Annotated in this window: 16 protein-coding genes; 14 read left to right on the top strand and 2 right to left on the bottom strand. The window is 41.6% G+C overall.

Annotated features, from left to right (window positions below):
- Positions 1–52 precede the first annotated feature (52 nt).
- From Q0192_RS05910 to Q0192_RS05865, 10 genes are all read left to right on the top strand, one after another.
- Complete coding sequence (locus Q0192_RS05910; protein ID WP_299287554.1) at positions 53–271, top strand: hypothetical protein; 219 nt, start codon at positions 53–55, stop codon at positions 269–271.
- A 180-nt stretch (positions 272–451) separates the two neighbouring features.
- Complete coding sequence (locus tag Q0192_RS05905; protein ID WP_299287551.1) at positions 452–679, top strand: prevent-host-death protein; 228 nt, start codon at positions 452–454, stop codon at positions 677–679.
- Entirely contained in the window at positions 676–1,074 is a 399-nt protein-coding gene (locus Q0192_RS05900) for a type II toxin-antitoxin system VapC family toxin (RefSeq protein ID WP_299287548.1), read from the top strand. The genes Q0192_RS05905 and Q0192_RS05900 overlap by 4 nt, the downstream gene beginning before the upstream one ends.
- Before the next feature lie 83 nt (positions 1,075–1,157).
- On the top strand, positions 1,158–3,992 hold the full coding sequence (locus Q0192_RS05895; protein ID WP_299287545.1) for a prolyl oligopeptidase family serine peptidase: 2,835 nt from the start codon (positions 1,158–1,160) through the stop codon (positions 3,990–3,992).
- Positions 3,993–4,110: 118 nt separating this feature from the next.
- Positions 4,111–5,028, top strand: a complete 918-nt coding sequence (locus Q0192_RS05890; RefSeq protein WP_299287542.1) for a glycosyltransferase — start codon at positions 4,111–4,113, stop codon at positions 5,026–5,028.
- 368 nt (positions 5,029–5,396) lie between these two features.
- On the top strand, positions 5,397–8,009 hold the full coding sequence (locus Q0192_RS05885) for a GH92 family glycosyl hydrolase (RefSeq protein ID WP_299287540.1): 2,613 nt from the start codon (positions 5,397–5,399) through the stop codon (positions 8,007–8,009).
- 90 nt (positions 8,010–8,099) lie between these two features.
- Entirely contained in the window at positions 8,100–10,400 is a 2,301-nt protein-coding gene (locus Q0192_RS05880) for a transglycosylase domain-containing protein (RefSeq protein ID WP_299287537.1), read from the top strand.
- A 116-nt stretch (positions 10,401–10,516) separates the two neighbouring features.
- Entirely contained in the window at positions 10,517–13,723 is a 3,207-nt protein-coding gene (locus Q0192_RS05875) for a DPP IV N-terminal domain-containing protein (RefSeq protein WP_299287534.1), read from the top strand.
- A gap of 225 nt (positions 13,724–13,948) precedes the next feature.
- Positions 13,949–14,842: a helix-turn-helix domain-containing protein gene (locus tag Q0192_RS05870; RefSeq protein ID WP_299287531.1), complete on the top strand. Its 894-nt coding sequence runs from the start codon at positions 13,949–13,951 to the stop codon at positions 14,840–14,842.
- A gap of 81 nt (positions 14,843–14,923) precedes the next feature.
- Positions 14,924–15,967, top strand: coding sequence for an NAD(P)-dependent alcohol dehydrogenase (locus Q0192_RS05865; RefSeq protein WP_299287529.1), 1,044 nt, complete (start codon positions 14,924–14,926; stop codon positions 15,965–15,967).
- Positions 15,968–16,107: 140 nt separating this feature from the next.
- On the opposite strand, the gene Q0192_RS05860 is transcribed toward Q0192_RS05865, so the two are convergent.
- The gene (locus Q0192_RS05860; RefSeq protein WP_299287527.1) at positions 16,108–16,329 is read right to left on the bottom strand and encodes a hypothetical protein; all 222 of its coding nucleotides are present in this window, start codon (positions 16,327–16,329) and stop codon (positions 16,108–16,110) included.
- Between the two features lie 58 nt (positions 16,330–16,387).
- On the opposite strand from Q0192_RS05860, the gene Q0192_RS05855 reads away from it, so the two are divergent.
- The 4 genes from Q0192_RS05855 to Q0192_RS05840 all read left to right on the top strand — a co-directional run bounded on the left by Q0192_RS05855 (position 16,388) and on the right by Q0192_RS05840 (position 17,912).
- Positions 16,388–16,882 carry a 3-oxoacyl-ACP synthase gene (locus tag Q0192_RS05855; RefSeq protein WP_299287525.1) on the top strand — a complete coding sequence of 165 codons (495 nt, stop codon included), beginning with the start codon at positions 16,388–16,390 and terminating at the stop codon, positions 16,880–16,882.
- 74 nt (positions 16,883–16,956) lie between these two features.
- Positions 16,957–17,187, top strand: a complete 231-nt coding sequence (locus Q0192_RS05850; protein WP_299287523.1) for a DUF433 domain-containing protein — start codon at positions 16,957–16,959, stop codon at positions 17,185–17,187.
- Positions 17,171–17,494: a DUF5615 family PIN-like protein gene (locus Q0192_RS05845; protein WP_299287520.1), complete on the top strand. Its 324-nt coding sequence runs from the start codon at positions 17,171–17,173 to the stop codon at positions 17,492–17,494. The genes Q0192_RS05850 and Q0192_RS05845 overlap by 17 nt, the downstream gene beginning before the upstream one ends.
- Before the next feature lie 67 nt (positions 17,495–17,561).
- Entirely contained in the window at positions 17,562–17,912 is a 351-nt protein-coding gene (locus tag Q0192_RS05840; RefSeq protein ID WP_299287518.1) for a hypothetical protein, read from the top strand.
- A 19-nt stretch (positions 17,913–17,931) separates the two neighbouring features.
- Here the strand turns inward: Q0192_RS05840 and Q0192_RS05835 are convergent.
- Positions 17,932–18,530 (bottom strand): glycosyltransferase (locus tag Q0192_RS05835; protein WP_299287515.1); only part of this gene is annotated, 599 nt, incomplete at its 5' end.

The raw sequence follows: 18,530 nt of genomic DNA, 5'->3' as shown, positions 1-18,530 counted from the left end.
TCGTAGGATTAATTGTATACATTTATTCTTTATTAAAGAAGATTTGATTAATATGGAAACTTCAATTCAAATTGGATTATGGATAATAGTATTTTTGGTGTTTGCAATTTTTTTGTCTTTGGATATATTCTACATTAAAAAATTGATTGAAAACCGGCGGGAAAATAAATCATCCGCTAAAAAAAATACTTCAACTTCTACAACGGAGCAACGCCAAAAGATCAAATCAGAAATCCTTTTAGATTTAGAAAAAAAACTCGAAGCTTTATAAATCGAATTTGTAGTATAATTCCCTTTATATAAATTTTATTCCCACACCAATTCTTAGGTGGTAAAAGAAGTATCGGAATTTAGTTTTAGATGCTTCTTTTGTTTTTGACTCTAATTATACTTGACAACTTGACAAGCAATACCTATTTTTGAACAAACAAATTCATCTGTCATGAAAAAAATGTCTGTTGGAGAATTTAAAACTAACTTCTCTGAAGTAATAGAAAAAGTAAAAGCCGGAGAAAAAATTGCGGTAACTTTTGGGAAAAAGAAACAAGTAATTGGATACTTTATTCCGGAAAGCGGTCAAGAAAAACCAAAACGGAAACTGGGTATTTTGGAAGGAAAAGCAACTGCTGTTTTTAGCGATGATTTTAAAATGACAGAAGAAGAGTTTATTAATTTATGAGTTATCTTTTAGATACCCATACATTGATTTGGTCGATACTTGAAAGAGGGAAACTATCAGATAAAGTTAGGGAGATACTTGAAAATGTTGAAAATACTGCTTTAGTAAGTTGTGTTTCGTTTTGGGAAATCTCGATAAAATTTTCTTTAGGAAAATTGGCCCTTTCGGGATTAAAGCCAGAAGAATTAAGAGATTTATCTATTGAAACAGGATTTGAGTTAATCTCATTATCGCCGCAAGATTGTACAACTTATCATCAACTTAATACTTCTTTTCATAAAGACCCTTTCGATAAAATGTTAATTTGGCAAGCTTTGCAAAACAAATACATTTTGATAACTAAAGACACTAATATACAACAGTATGAAGCAGTTGGACTAAAAACATTTTGGTAAAGCTTCCTTTGTAACTTTTTTATTCCCACACCAAATTTTATCCGATAAAAACAGCATATTTAAACTTTAACGAAAGTTTAAATATGCACAAAACCTTACTCCTGCCTTTGTTGTGTTTTTTATTGGATGCAGCATCGGCACAAACAACCGCTAAAAAACCTTTAGACCATTCGGTTTATGATGGCTGGCAAAGCATCAGCAATGAACGCATCAGTGATGACGGCAAATGGGTTTCATATGTGATAAAGCCGCAGCAGGGCGATGCTACGTTGGTCATTTCTACCGTTAAAAACAGCAATAAAATTCAGGTTCCTCGTGCAGATACGGCAAGGATTACGGCTGATTCCAAGTATGCGGCTTTCCTGATCCGTCCGTTTTATGCTGCTATTCGAATGGCGCGCATCAAAAAGAAAAAGCAGGAAGATTTTCCGAAAGACACGCTTGGTATTATGATGCTTGGTTCAAACCAGATCACTAAAATCCCTGCCGTCCGCTCTTTTAAAATTGCCGAAAAAGCTTCTGTGCTTGCTTATCTCGCGCCCAGCGATACCTTAAAAAAACCAGTAGTTTCTGATACAACAAAAAAAGCAGTCGCCCAAACGGTTGCACCGCCAACACGCGACGGTGCCGACCTCAGCTTAAAACAATTGCTGAACGGCAAGCAACGCACTTTTAAATATGTAACCGATTATCAGTTGGATAAAAACGGAAAATATTTGGTGTTTGCAACCACAGTTCCGCGGAGAAATAAAGACGCAAAATCGGGTTTGTTTTTGTACGACGTTGAAAAAGATGTGCTAAAAACAGTAAGCAGCGGCCGTGGCAATTACCGCAATTTGGTGTTTGACGAAACCGGAAAACAATTGGCTTTTGCGGCAGAGAAAAACCCGGAAAAAGCACAGGTGAAACCATTTAAATTGTATTATTACAACACCTCAAAAGACAGTGCAGAAGTTGTAGCAGCGCCAGGTTCAGCGGGAATGCCTGAAAAATGGATGGTGAGCGGCGACGGACGGGTTTATTTCAGTAAAAACGGAAACCGGTTGTTTTTTGGCACTGCACCTATCCCGAAACCTGCGGATACCACTTTGGTGGAGTTTGAACATGCCAAATTAGACATTTGGAACTACAAAGACGATTACCTGCAGCCGCAGCAATTGCACAATTTGCAGCGCGAACTTCGCCGGAATTATCTGGCGGTAATCACGCCTTCGGAAGCAAATCATAAACTCGTTCAGTTGGCAAATCCCGGTGTTCAAGATGTTATGCTTCCCGAAAATACCGATGCCCGTTATGCTTTGGGTGTTACCGATACCGGCGCACGTGCACAAGCAGTTTGGGCTGGAAACTTGCAGGAAGCGTATCTGATAGACACGAAAACCGGCGAATACAAAAAGATCAACACGCGGTTGAAAGCACGTTACCAGATTTCTCCTGCCGGAAATTATGTGATCTGGTTTGATTCGGCCAGCCAAAACTGGTTTAGCTATGCTGTTTTTACCGGCAAAAAAACAAATTTAACGGCTGCTACCGGTACAAAAATGGGTGAAGAAGATAACGACGTGCCAGATGACCCTTCGCCTTATGGCATTGCCGGTTGGACGGGCGATGATAAAGATTTGCTGGTTTATGACCGTTATGATGTTTGGAAAATTGATCCGGCAAACGGACAAGCAAGCAATTTAACCAACGGTTTTGGCCGGAAAAACAAATTAATTTTTCGTTATCCAACACCAACAAACCGAAGGATGAATGTGGCAGGAAATGAAGAGGAAAAAGCCATCCCAACCAAAAAACCTTTGCTATTTGTAGTTCAGAATGAAGAAAACAAACAATGGGGAATTTATAAAAAAGCATTCGCCGGCAATAAAACGCCTGAGAAAATTTTGATGGAGCCTTACAGTTTCGGCACTTTGCAAAAAGCCAAAAACAGCGACGCTTACATTTATACCAAAGCAAACTATCAGCATTCTCCGGATTTGTATGTTTCCACCGATTTGAAAAAAGAAGTGAAACTAAGCGCAATCAATCCGCAGCAAAGCCAGTACAATTGGGGAACGGCAGAATTGGTCAATTGGACCACGCCAAAAGGTTATCCATCCAAAGGGATTTTGTACAAACCGGAGAATTTCGACCCGCAAAAGAAGTATCCGATGCTGGTTTATTTTTACGAAAAATTGTCGGAAGGTTTGTACAGTTACGTTCCGCCTGCGCCAACGCCTTCCCGTTTGCCAATTTCGTTTTTTGTAAGCAACGGTTATTTGGTTTTTACACCGGACATCAGTTACGAAAGAGGCCAGCCCGGCGCTTCTGCAGTTGAATTTATCAATTCGGGTGTGGAAAATTTAAAGAAAAATCCCTGGGTTGATGGCGCGCATATCGGCGTCCAGGGACAAAGCTGGGGCGGTTACCAGGTTGCTTTTCTCATCACCCAAACCAATATGTATGCTGCGGCTTGGGCCGGTGCACCGGTTGCCAACATGACTTCGGCTTATGGTGGTATCCGTTGGGAAAGCGGCATTACGCGCGAAGGTCAGTACGAAAAAGGACAAAGCCGAATCGGTGGCAATTTATGGGACAGCACACAATTGTACATCCGCAATTCGCCTTTGTTCCAGTTGCCAAAAGTGAAAACGCCGGTGGTCATCATGTCTAATGATGCAGATGGCGCCGTTCCATGGTATCAGGGCATCGAAATGTTTACCGCTTTACGAAGGCTAAACAAACCCGTTTGGCTGCTGCAATACAACAACGAAGCGCACAATTTGGTGCTGCGGCAAAACCGGAAAGATATTTCTATCCGCGAGCAACAATTTTTTGACCATTTTTTAAAAGGCGCGCCCATGCCGGTTTGGATGGCCAGCGGCGTTCCGGCAGTGGACAAAGGAAAAGAATGGGGATTTGAATTAACAAAGTAACCTTTTTCCGAAACAAAGCATATAAACCCGGCAGGAAAATTAATCCGGCCGGGTTTTTTGGCGTTTGAATTTTACCTTTACATCCACTGCTATTTTCAAGAATAAACAGAAACATCATATGAAGCAACAATACGATCTGCTGGTAGTGATTCCGGTTGGGCCAAACTGCAAAATCCCTTTTATTGCAGATACGCTCAACAGCATCATCCACTACTGTTTGTGCCCTTACAAAATCATTTTAATTGATGATTCGAAGAAAGATTACGGCGCGCAGCTCAAGCAAAATTACCCGGATATTGATGTGATTATCAACCAGCAGCGGTTTGGTTTATTGGGCGGATTGTACATCACGTTGAGCCATGCTTTTGCTTATGCGTTGGACAATTACCAGTTTAAAGTTTTGCTGCGGATGGATACGGATGCTTTGATTACCGGCTATAATCCGCAAGCAGAAGCGATTGAACTATTCGCAAAAAACCCTAAAATTGGCATCGCCGGTTTTGTAAAAAGAGGAAAAGAACCACGGGATTTTGCAGGAAATGCGGTAGAAAATTATTGGCCAATGCACCAAATTACCACTTACGCTTTGACTTGGCGCTTTTTATCAAAACCAAAAGCAAACCTGGCTTTGCGCAAATTGGTGATCAAAGCTTTGTTGAACGGTTATGCCATGGGCGAAAACATTTTTGGTGGTGCATACATCGTAAGCGAACTTTTTTTACAGAAATTGCGCGAAGCCAATATGTTGCCGGATTACGGTATCCGGAAAATTTATTTAGAAGAAGACCATATTTTTGGTTTACTCACCAAAGCTGTGGATTTTGAACTGGGTGATCTGGAAAGCGGCAATTTACCGTTTGGTGTTTCCTGGAGGAGTTTGCCAACCTCGCCGGAAGAACTGTACAAACGAGGGAAAAAAATCATCCATTCCACAAAAATTTACAAAGATTTGAACGAGGCAGATATACGCCAATTTTTTAGGGATAAAAGAAGCATCCGTGCTGAAGATGAATTTTCGCCGGAAATAAAAGCATAAGCAGACACTAATTTTTTGCCGATAAAAGAAGCATTGCAGTTGTTTTTGAAAGAAGCACAAAAGCTAACGGTGCATTTTTTCAAAAAATAAAAAATAAGCAGACACTAATTTTTTGCTGATAAAAGAAGAATTATAGTTTTTTTATTTTCGTTTTTGGGCTAAAGCCTCGTGCCTGTTTTTCATTTCCCCGGCCTTTAGGCCGGGGGAAACCAAAGCTGCGAAGTTGGCTTTAGCCAAAACCTTTTAAACCGGATTTTTAATAGCAGAAACGAAAATTGGATAATTACCGTTATTTGCACAGCCAAAATTTATTTACAAAATTTTAATTTTTCATACGCGTTCTTCTTCCTATTCACACCAAAAAATAAATGAATTTCATCAAACATAAACTGCTCTTTTTACCGCTCATTTTTATGCTGCTAAACGAAGCATCGGCACAAAGAAAAGTGGATTATACCCGATTGGTTGACCCTTTTATCGGCACCGGCGGCCACGGCCACACCTATCCCGGCGCGGTTGTGCCTTTCGGGATGGTGCAGTTAAGTCCGGATACCAGGCTGGAAGGTTGGGACGGAAGTTCGGGCTATTACTATACCGATTCGCTGGTTTATGGCTTCTCGCACACACACTTGAGCGGGACCGGCGTTCCTGATTATTGCGATGTTTTGTTTATGCCAACCACCGGCAAACCGCAGTTAAGCAACAAAGATTATCGCTCCGCTTTTCAGAAAAAAAACGAAAATGCTGCTCCCGGTTATTACACCACCACCTTAGATAAGTACAATATTACAGTAGAGCTGACCGCAACTACGCGCGTTGGCGTGCACCGTTACACTTTTCCATCAACAAAAGAAGCCAACATCATTATTGATTTGCAGCACCGCGATTCGGTTTTAGATTCCTGGATTGAAATGCTAAACGATCATGAAATACGCGGTTTTCGCCGCTCTTCTTCCTGGGCAAAAGACCAATCGGTTTACTTCTACGCCAAGTTTTCCAAGCCTTTTAAAACTTACGGTATTGCACAAAACGACCAGATCAAAGAAGGCGAAAAAAAGCTGCAAGGCAAGAACATCAAAATGTTTATCCAATTTGATAACCCGGGTGAGGTAATTGCCAAAGTTGGTATTTCTTCGGTCAGTGCTGATGGTGCTTTAAAAAATTTAGATGCCGAAGTACCCGATTTCGACTTTAAAAAAGTAATGCGCAATGCAAAAGATACCTGGCAGGCAGCGCTTTCCAAAATTCAGGTGGAAGGCGGCGCGCCTGTAATGCCGCCAGTTCAGCAAAACAACATGGGTTTCGGAGGTTTTGCAGGAAGGCCGCAACCTCGAACCCGAACATTGGATTATGCCCGCATCAAACAAACTATTTTTTACACGGCTTTGTACCATTGTATGCTGGCGCCCAATATTTATAACGATGTGGACGGGCAATACCGCGGTATGGACCAGCAAATCCACAAAGCAGAAGGTTTTAATTATTACACCGTTTTTTCTTTGTGGGACACGTACCGCGCCGAGCATCCGTTGCTTCTTTTAATAGATAAAAAACGCACGCTTGATTTTATAAAAAGCTTTATGGCGATGAACGAGCAAGGCGGTTTGCTGCCCATTTGGCCTTTGGCTTCCAACGAAACTTATTGTATGATCGGCAACCATTCCATCCCGGTTATGGTAGATGCTTATGCTAAAGGTTTGCGCGGTTTTGATGCCGAAAAAGCATTTAAAATGATGAAAGATGCGGTCAACCGAAACCAGTTCGGGCTGGATTCGTACCGGAAAAATGGTTTGGTTTTGGCGGAAGATGAGAACGAATCGGTTTCCAAAACATTGGAATATGCTTACGATGACTGGTGCATCGCGCAACTGGCCAAAATGTTAAAACACGATCAGGATTATGCCGAATACATCCAGCGCGCCCAAAACTGGAAGAACGTGTACAACAATCAAACTGGTTTCGTGCAAACGCGTACCAACGGAACCTGGCTTGCTCCTTTTAAACCTTCGGACGTGGACAACAACTTCACCGAAGGAAACGCTTGGCAGTTTTCGTTTTTTATGCCGCAGGATGTAAATGGTTTAACGGCGATGCTGGGCGGAAAAGAAAACCTGGAAAATAAACTGGATGCTTTGTTTTCTGCAAATTCCGAAATGACGGGCAGAAGCTTGCCGGATATCACCGGGACAATTGGCCAATACGTTCACGGAAACGAGCCGAGCCACCACATTGCTTACTTGTACAACTTTACCGATGACCCTTACAAAACACAGTATTATTTGAACAAGATCATGAACACCTTGTACAAAGCTGCGCCGGATGGTTTGGCCGGAAATGAAGATTGCGGACAAATGAGTGCCTGGTACGTGATGAATGCGTTGGGTTTGTACAACATTGCGCCCGGCCAAAACAACTTCCAGATTGGGATGCCGGTTTTTGATAAAGCCACGATCAACCTCGAAAACGGTAAAAAGTTTATCATCAATTCTTCTGGCAACGCCACCAACAGTTTTTATTTGCAAGGCATGCAACTGAACGGAAAGCCTTACAACAAGCTGTTTTTACCGTATGAAAATTTAGCCAACGGCGGAAACTGGGATGTTTTTATTGGAAAACTACCGAACAAGTTGTACATGGCCGATCTGGAAAAACCGGTTTCGGCCATTACCGATCATTTGATTACCGTAAACCCTTATCTCATTGCGCCTTCCAAAACGTTTACCAAACCGATGACGGTTTCGGCGGCTTCGGCACAGGACAGTGTTAAAATTTTTTATACTTTGGATGGCAGCACGCCGACTTTGCAATCGAAAGAATATGTTAGCCCGATCAATATCAGCAACACCACAACCATCAAAATTATTGCTGCTAAAAACAGTATCGCAAGCAAAGTGGTAAGTGGCACTTTCACCAAAGTTAAAGAAGACGTCAAAGCTGTTTTACCGGCAAAAACTTCGGCAGCCGAACAAAAGCTAAAGTAATCAGTATAAATATCGCTACAGTATTTTGCAAAAGCTGGTAATTTGGCTTAATTGCTTACGTTTGTACACCTCGAAATACTTCGTTTATTTATGTTTTTAAGCTTAAAAAATCCGGTTCTACGATACTTCGTTTACCTGGTATATTTTATCATCATCCTTTTTTGTGCGGTTGAGCTAAACTTTTTGTGGCTGTTCGGCCATTCGCCAAATACGGAAGATATTAAAAACCCAACTTTGTCTATCGCTTCGGATGTTTATACGGCCGACGGAAAACTGATCGGGCGGTATTACAAGGAAAACCGTTCGCCGGTTGATTTTCAAAAGATTTCGCCCAACCTCATCCACGCTTTGGTTGCCACAGAAGATACGCGTTTTTACCAGCATCACGGCGTTGATTTTTATGGTTTGTTTAGCAGTATGGTTTCTACGGCGACCGGCGACCGGCGCGGTGCTAGTACCATTACCCAGCAGTTGGCCAAGAATTTGTTTCAGACCCGAAAAAAGAAATACCAGGGGCCGATTTCGTATGTGCCGGTTTTGCGGACAATTGCTTATAAATTTAAAGAATGGCTGACGGCGTTTAAGATCGAGCGCAGCTACAGCAAAAACCAAATCCTCACTTTGTATTTCAACACGGTTCCGTTCGGCAACAATTCTTTTGGCATAAAAACAGCATCGCTTAAATATTTCAACAAAAACCCGGACCAAGTTAATCCTGCCGAAGCGGCTACTTTGATTGGCATGTTGAAAGCGACTTCAACCTATAATCCCATCAAAAACCCGGAAAAATCAAAGGAACGTAGGAACGTAGTTTTGTCGCAGATGGAGAAATACGGTTACATCACCAAAGCGGATTATGCGAATTATAGCGCAAGCCCGGTTCAATTGGATTTAAGTTATGTGGAAAACGAAGCGCAAGGTGATTCGTACATCCGCACGGCAGTGGACAAATGGCTGGAAAAATGGTGCGATGACAACGATTACGATCTGTATGCCGATGGTTTGAAAATTTATACAACGATTGATTCACGTTTGCAAGGTTACGCCGAAGAAGCCGTTGCCGATAAAATGAAAGCTTTGCAAAAACGTTTTCAAGGTGTTTGGGGGAAAGAAAACCCGTGGCGGACTTTGGATGGCAAAGAAATCCTGGATTTTCCGCAACGTGCCGTGCAGCGTTTGCCAATCTACAATCTGCTGGAAAAGAAGTACAAAAATAACCAGGATTCTGTTGATGCTTATTTTAACCGTAAAAAACGGATGCAGGTTTTTACCTGGAAAGGCGATCAGGACACAACTTTCTCTACCTACGATTCCATCAAATACTACGCTCGTTTGTTAAATACCGGTATGATGACGATCGAACCTTCGACCGGGAAAATTAAGGTTTGGGTGGGCGGCATCAACCATCAGTATTTTAAATACGACCACGTAAACCAGGCCAAACGCCAGGCCGGTTCTACTTTTAAACCGTTTGCTTATTGCGCTGCGTTGGACAACGGAATGACGCCTTGCGATAAGTTTACCGACAAGCCCGTTTCCATCAAATACATCAATAATGAAGGCAAGCCAGATGTTTGGGAACCTAAAAATGCCAGTTTTAGTTTTTCGTACCAGGAAATGAGTTTACGCTGGGCGATGGGCAAATCGGTCAACTCGATTACAGCGCAAGTAACCGAAAAAGTAGGTTGGGACAAAGTGGTAGAATATGCACACAAATGCGGGATTGACAGCCGTTTAGAATCCGTTCCTTCCGTTTCTTTGGGTTCCAACGATGTTTCTGTTTATGAAATGGTACGCGCTTACAGTACTTTTTTAAACAAGGGGAACCGGATTGACCCAATTTTGGTGGCAAAAATCACGGACAATAAAGGCAATATCATTGCCGAATTCAAACCAAAAACGACTTCCGTTTTAAGTGAAGAAACGGCTTGGCTAATGTTGTATATGTTTCGCGGCGGGATGGAAGAACCGGGCGGAACTTCGCAGGCTTTGTGGGAATATCCAGATTTGTGGAAAGGCGGCAATAACCAGATTGGCGGCAAAACCGGCACATCTTCCGGCTATGCGGATGGTTGGTACATGGGCATCACCAAAGATTTGGTTACCGGGATTTGGGTTGGTGCCGATGAACGGAGCGTCCACTTTAAAACTTCGCAAACGGGCGAAGGCTCGCGCACGGCCTTGCCTATTTTTGGTGAATTTATGGAAAAAGTTTACGACGACCCGAAATCCGGTTATACGCGCGGCCCATTTCCAAAACCTTGGAGCAAGATCAGCAAAGAATACAACTGCCCAACGCCAAGGATTAAGGTGGACACCACACGCACAGACAGTATTGCTGCGCCAATTGTAGATACCACTTCGGTTACCGAGCCGGCCATCAACCCATAATAATTTTTTGCAAATCGAACTTGAGGTTTAATAATTGGTCTAAATCTGCGTTATCTTAACTGAGGCAAAAAATATACTCCTAAAAGAAGCATTTAATTTTATCCAGGTTTGTCAATATGGAAAAAACCAAACTTACCCGCTACCCATTTAAAAAGTTGTTTTGTACGTTGTGCTGTGTTTTCGGCATACTGTTTTTACTGCCTAAAAATTCGGATGCGCAGTACTTCGGACAAAATAAAGTCCGCTACAAAAACCTCAAATTTAAAGTTTACAAAACCCCGCATTTCGAAATTTATTATTACCTGAAAAACGATAGCGTAATCAAACGTTTTGCACAGGAAAGTGAACTTTGGTACACCATCCATCAGCAGGTTTTTCAGGATACTTTCCGGAAAGCCAACCCGATTATTTTGTATGCCGATCATCCTGATTTTGAACAAACTACAGCGATACAAGGTGAAATTGGCGTAGGAACAGGCGGTGTAACCGAAGGCTTAAAAAACCGTGTGGTGATGCCGCTGATGGAAACCAGCCAAACCACGCGCCACGTAATCGGCCACGAACTGGTTCACGCATTTCAATACCATACGCTGCTCGACAATAACCGGGCGCAGGGCGATGTAAGCAGCATCAATAATTTGCCGTTGTGGATGATTGAAGGGATGGCAGAATACCTTTCGCTGGGCAAAAAAGACGCTTACACGGCCATGTGGATGCGCGATGCTTACCTCAACAAAGATATTCCGACGCTTAAAGATTTAACCACCAGCAGCAAATACTTCCCGTACCGTTATGGCGAGGCTTTTTGGTCGTTTGTCGGGTCAACTTATGGCGACTCCGTAATTGTGCCTTTTTTCAAAAACACGGCACATTTTGGTTTGGATTATGGCATCCGCAGAACATTTGGTTACGATGAAAAAACGCTTTCAAACTTGTGGAAAAATTCCATTGAAGCAACCTACAAACCCTATTTAAAAGATACGTTGCAAGTTCCAGTTGGCTTAAAAGTGATTGATGATAAAAACAGCGGGAAGATGAATGTGGCACCGGCGATCAGTCCGGATGGAAAATACATTGCTTTCCTTTCCGAAAAAAACCTGTTCAGCATTGATCTTTATCTCGCTGATGCCAAAACTGGGCGCATCTTACGAAAGCTGACGAGCAAGGTCTCGAACACGCACATTGATGAATTTAACTTTATCGAATCGGCTGGAACTTGGTCGCCGGATAGCAAGCGTTTTGCTTTCAGCGTTTTTAACGAAGGCCGAAACAAGCTCGTGATTGTTGATGTAAACAGCGGTCGTGTACTGGAAGAAACCTCCATGAAAAAGGCCAAGCAGTTTAGTAATTTAAGCTGGTCGCCAAATGGTAATGACATTGTTTTCAACGCTTTGGCCGAAGGGCAAAGCGATTTGTACCTGTACAATATCCCCACAAAAACAGTAACACAGCTCACCAACGATAAATACACCGATTACCAGCCCAGCTTTTCGCACGATGGCAAAAAAATTGTTTTCACCAGTGACCGGACGACTTACGACCAATCTTTAGCACAAACCATTCCGTTTAATTTGGCGGTTTATGATCTTGCTACAAAAACAACAACCGACATTCCAATTTTTAACGGAGCCAACAATTTAAACCCGGCTTTTTCTGCGGATGACAAGTCTATCTACTTTTTAAGCAACCGCGATGGTTTCCGCAATATGTACCGCTACAATTTAAGCAGCGCAACCACTGAGCAGATGACGAACTTGTTTACGGGAATTTCCGGGATCACCGAGTTCTCGCCTGCTTTGAGCTTATCGGCTAATAACGATGTGGTTTACTCCTATTATCGCGCCCAGAAATACACCATTTACAATGCAAAAGTTGCTGATTTTAAACCTGTTGCAGTAGAAAACCAGGCTATCAATTTTGACGCTGCCTTGTTGCCGCCGCCAAAATCTGTCGGTGTTGATTTGATCAATACCAACCTGAACAATTTTTTGGCCTATCAAAAAATCCCGACGGATTCTATCCATAATATCCCTTTTAAACCACAATTTAAACTGGATTACCTGGCCAGCAGCGGTGTTGGTGCAGGTGTGAGCCGATATGGTGCCGGTTTGGCCAGTGGTATCCAAGGTTTGTTCAGTGATATTATTGGCCGAAACCAAATTTATGCTGGTGCTGCCGTAAATGGCCAAATTTATGATTTTGGTGCGCAACTGGCCTACATCAACCAGCAAGGCCGCTGGAACTTTGGCGTAAGTGCTTCGCATATCCCATTCCAATATGCAACCTACCAGGAAGGCATCACCAACATCAGCCAAAACAACAAACCCGTTAGCGTTTACGAATCCCGATACGATATTACGCGCACTTTTCAGGATGCGTTGCAGGTTTTTACTTCATACCCTTTTTCTAAAGTTACCCGGATTGAGTTTGGCACAGGTGCCTCCCAATATTATTACCGGGTAGATCGCTACAGCACGTATTACAACTACGTAACAACCAACAACAATCTCCAAATAACCAATGGTTTATATTCGGAACATGAAAAAATCTCACGTGCGCAATATTTGAGCGAGACCGGTTATGATTTAATGCCTTTTTCGCTTTTCCAATTAAATACGGCTTTGGTTGGCGATAATTCTTACTTCGGGGTTGCCTCGCCGTTGGAAGGTTACCGTTACCGGATTGGGATTGAAGGCAACGTGGGCAGTTTTAAATTTTTAGCGCCAACGATAGATTTGCGGAAATACGTACGCACCAAACCCGTAACATTTGCCGGCCGCATTTATGGCTACGGCCGTTTTGGCGATAACAGCCAGGCGCTTTTCCCGCTGTTTATCGGTTATCCATATTTAATCAGGGGTTACGAAGCCAACAGTTTTTACAACAACAACGCCAGGAACAAAGGCAATTTTACGATTGACCAGTTGCAGGGAAGCCGCACTGCCGTGGCCAATTTTGAAGTACGCCTACCTTTCACCGGCCCGGAAAAACTGTCGCAGATCAAATCCAAATTCCTGTTTACCGAACTGAATTTTTTCTTTGATGCCGGACTAGCCTGGAACGCCGGTGATAAAATTGCTTTCAAAAAAGAACCAGATGCCAACCAATATTTAACGGATTCCAGCGGAAACCCGGTTTACAGCCGCTTTGGCCAGTTGGTTTATCCAAGCGGATATAACCGTGTTCCGGCTTTTTCCACCGGTATTTCTTTGCGGGTAAATATTTTTGGTGCTTTTGTGTTGGAACCCTATCTGGCCATTCCTTTCCAACGGACGGACGTACAAAAACCGGTGTTAGGTTTAACTTTTGCCCCTGGCTGGTAATGCTTCTTTTACCCTATAAAAATTGAGAATATAACCAATTTTTATAGGGTAAAAGAAGCATTGTCATTAATCCTAAATATATCGAAGGATTTTACATAATTTGAAACAGGTTATCAAAATACAAGGATAAGTTTAAACATTCCGATGTGTTGCCGACAGCAAAGTTTTAGTGCTTTATTAACCCATATCTCAAAATAAGTTTCTTTGAAATGTTTAATTTTGTAAATGGAACTTTCACAAATTGTTAAGATCAAAGCAGAGAAAAACCTCCTCTCAAAAGCAGATTCCGGACAATTTAAAGTTGCTGCAATAGGTGAAGGCAAGTGTACGCTTGCATCTTATAACCGCAGAGACTTTTACAAGATCACTTTAGTTACTAAATGTAACAGCACGCTGGATTATGCCAATCGGAGTATTGAAGTTAAAAGACCGGCATTGGTATTTACCAATCCGTTGGTGCCTTATTTTTGGCAAGGTGAAACCAGTGAAGAAGGATCGGCCGGGTATTTTTGTGTTTTTACAGATGATTTTCTTCATACAACCAACCACCAGGAAAGCCTGCAAGACTCTTTATTATTTAAAGCCGGAGGAGAACCGGTGTATTTTCTAAACGATAAACAGGTAAATTATCTCTGTAGCCTGTTTAGCCGGATGAGAGAAGAAGTAGACAGCAAATATGTTTATAAGAATGATTTGATGCGCAGTCACATAAACTTGATTTTGCATGAAGCCATTATGATGCAACCGGCTATTGCCTATTTTACACCTCCTAAAGCAGCATCACGCCTGGCCAATCTTTTCCTTTCCCTCTTAAATAAACAGTTTCCGGTAGATCTGCCCTTGCAAACAATAAAACTTAAAAAAGCAGGCGATTATGCCGATCAGTTAGCGGTACATGTAAATTATTTAAACGCTGCCGTTCAGGAGGCGACCGGAAAAGCAACAACGGCACACATCAATGAAAAACTGATTTCCGAAGCTAAATCGCTGTTAACTTTTACCGACTATAACGTTGCAGAAATTTCTTATAGCCTTGGGTTTGAATACCCATCCTACTTCAACAACTTTTTTAAAAAACATACTGGCATTACGCCATTGTCTTTAAGAAAATTACTTTGAAAAGTATAATTATTGCTTTGAAACTTGTAATTATCTACCCTTTAGTTCTTTTACTTTTGCTTCTAATTAAAAACATGAAATATGATACAAGCAAAAGGATACGCTGCCCAAAGTGCAGAAACAGATTTAGCACCCTGGAATTTTGAACGAAGAGAAATTGGTCCACATGACGTGCTGATAGAAATTGCCTATTGTGGGGTTTGCCATACTGATCTCCATCAAATCAAAAATGAGTGGTTTCCGGGTGTGTTTCCGATGGTGCCGGGCCACGAAATTGTAGGTAAAATCACTCAAATAGGATTACACGTAAAGAAGTTTAAAACCGGGGATTTGGGTGGCGTAGGAGTTATGGTAGATTCTTGTATGGAATGTGACGACTGCAAAAACCACCAGGAACAGTTTTGCCAAGTGAGTGCCGTACAAACTTATAATAGTACCGGGCACGATGGATTGCCAACTTATGGCGGCTATTCAAATAATATCATCGTTCGCGAAGAATTTGTTCATCATATTTCAGATAAATTAAACCTGGCTGGTGTGGCGCCTTTACTTTGTGCCGGCATCACCACTTATTCCCCTTTGCGCAAATGGAAGGTTGGCAAAGGGCATAAACTGGCTATTGTTGGTTTGGGCGGATTAGGGCATATGGGCGTTAAGTTTGGCGTTGCCTTTGGCGCAGAAGTTACCATACTAAGCACTTCTGAATCTAAAAGGGAAGCTGCCAAAGCTTTGGGCGCGCACCACTTTGTAGTTACAAAAAATGCAGATGAATTGGCCGCAGTAAAAGGCACATTTGATTTTATACTGGATACTGTTGCCGCCAACCATGATATTAATCTTTATTTGCCCCTGCTGCATACAAACGGAACTTTTATAACGGTAGGTATGCCGGTAGAACCATTTCAAGTTCCTTCATTTTCACTGTCGGGAGGCAATAAAACTGTTACCGGATCAGGCGCGGGCGGCCTGGCCGAAACTCAGGAAATGCTCGATTTTTGTGTAGAACACGACATCACATCAGATATAGAACTGATCGACATCAAAGATATCCATCCGGCTTTTGAACGTATGGTAAAAGGAGATGTACGCTACAGGTTTGTTATAGATATGGCTACTTTAAAATAGCGTTGGTTAGACACTTTAGTTAAGTTGGTATCCGGTAACCTATAAATATAAACTTAATGACTTTCAACTTAAACCAAGTAAGGTAATTTACTTAGTTTAAGTTGGATTTTTTACCATTAAATTCGAAAGTAAAAAATAAATTAAAAACGCTGTATTTCCGAAGGCATTGGCGTACCGGGAAACTCCGGGCTTGAAGGATAACTTGGGTTTTCTGCGGGGAAACGATCCGGAGCAGGAAAATCCGGCGAACGAAAAGGTGTTGGGTCTTCCTGCGGGATTTCCGGCCTTGGGCTTTCCGGCGGTGCTTGTTCAGGTGAAGTTTCCGGGTCTGGCCCTGCGTTGTAAATTGATTTTGTGCTCATGGTGATGCTTCTTTTATCGGCATAAATTTAACTTGCAGAAGCGTTAAATGTTTTAATCATGGGAGATTTGCCCATCTTTACAAAACAATCCAATTCTCAGCTTTTGAACATCAAACAACAACTCCACCAGCTTTGTGCCGAACAAATCCAACAACGTATTGCCGATGCCGAAACCGCCATTGCCGAAGCCCGAAAAGCATCCGAAAACGATACCAAAAGCAGTGCCGGCGATAAATATGAAACCGGCCGCGCCATGATGCAGCAGGAAATAGACCTCAACTCGCGGCAATTATTGGAAGCACGGAAAATGCAGGCGCAATTGCAGCAAATCAATTTCGATACAAATCACCAATTTGCACAAGCAGGCAGTTTGGCAGAAACTGACCATGGCGATTTTTATCTGGCCGTTAGTGCCGGTGCTTTGCTGATCGGTACCAAACGTTATTATGCTGTTTCTGTGGCTTCACCGATTGGTTTGGCGTTAAAAGGCAAAAAAGCCGGAGATAGTTTTACGTTGAATGGAAAAGTGTTTCAGGTTTTAAAGGTTTTGTAGGACACTGATTTTTAGGTGGTAAAAGAAGTATTATCAGAATGGTTTATTAACTTAGTGAATCAAAACTATCAAACATGTTGTACGGACAAATAAGTATAGACCCGGAAATTATGAGTGGCGCGCCTGTTTTTGCCGGGACGAGGGTTCCTATTCAAAACCTTTTTGATTATTTAGAAAACGGTGAAGACCTTGACGAATTTCTGGACGATTTTCCATCGGTAACAAAGGAAATAGCTTTGGCAGTTTTGGAGATGGCAAAACTATCGATCACAACAGAAAAAGTACTTCATGAAAATTTTGCTTGACGAAAGTTTGCCCCGAAAATTGAAATATGATTTCGGCGAAGAACATGAAGTTAGGACGGTAAGAGACATGCTTTGGTTAGGAAAAAAGAATGGCGAATTGTTAAAGCTGATGACAGATAACAACTTTGAACTATTTATAACCGTTGACAGAAATTTGCCTTATCAACAGAATTTACAAAGGCTTCCGCTAACGATTATTGTTTTACGTGCTAAAAATAACACACGACAAACGTTAAAAATACTTGTTCCAAAAATCTTTCTACGTGTCTCGGAAGGTAATTTGCAAAATGTTATAGAAGTATCTTAAATTGTGGTTATACAAGCTTGGTAGGATACTAATTTTTAGGTGGTAAAAGAAGCATTATCAGAATAAAATGAAAATAAATAAATTTAAAAATCACTCTTTTCATGACTCACAAATAATAGAAGTAAAAGAAAATTCTACTGACCAAACTTTTGATTTTTTACTAAATTATCCTGCAAACTGGGATAATAACATCTTTGAAAACAAGATTCTAAGATTCAGGAATATTACCAAATACAAGTTAGAGGAATTACCTTTTGTTGGCCCTCGTACAATTTTAGAAATAATAGATTTAGTTGTTCCAGCAACAATGGATGATGACCAAGATATATTTGGATTAACAAAAAGTAAAATTGAAATAATTACCAATGCAGGAAACAGGATAATTGAATTTTCGGAATGTGAATTATTAAAAGTTTAAGAAAAATTCTCTACACCCTCTACTTCCGCTTAGCCTTTTCCCAAGCCGCGCTTTGCGCGCCAAATAAATATCTAAATATTCCTGCAATAACGGCATAGTTCATCATGCCAAAATAATAGGGGATAAACAAAGCTTTAATTTTGATTTGTCGCTTTTCTAAAATCCAACCCAATAAAGCGGCTGCATAAAATAGGATTTGGGCAGCTAAAAGAAGCTGATAAATGAACAAGTGTGTTTGTGTAACAATCAAAATATTAAAAACGAAAATCGCAAGCATCAAAAAAGGTACAACTGTCCAACGTAAAACGCGGTGGCTGATGTATTGAAACGATAACAGCGGCTGCTGAAACGGCAACAGCAAACTTTTTAGCCAGATGATGGATTGTAAACCACCGGCCGCAATCCTGATCTTGCGCTTTAATTCCTCTTTGATGTTAGCCGAAGAAGTTTCGGTGGCATAGGCTTCCGGTTCGTAAACTATGCGGTAACCTTTTTTGGCGATGAGCATCGAGATCATAAAATCATCAATGATCGCATTTGGATGAACGGATTCGTACAATGCTGTTTTTACACTAAATAATTCCCCGGCGGCACCAACAACCGAATTCAGTTCAGAAT

It is taken from the genome of uncultured Mucilaginibacter sp. (assembly GCF_937859865.1).
Lineage (GTDB): Bacteria > Bacteroidota > Bacteroidia > Sphingobacteriales > Sphingobacteriaceae > Mucilaginibacter_A.
This window is presented reverse-complemented; position numbering and strand designations above follow the sequence as displayed.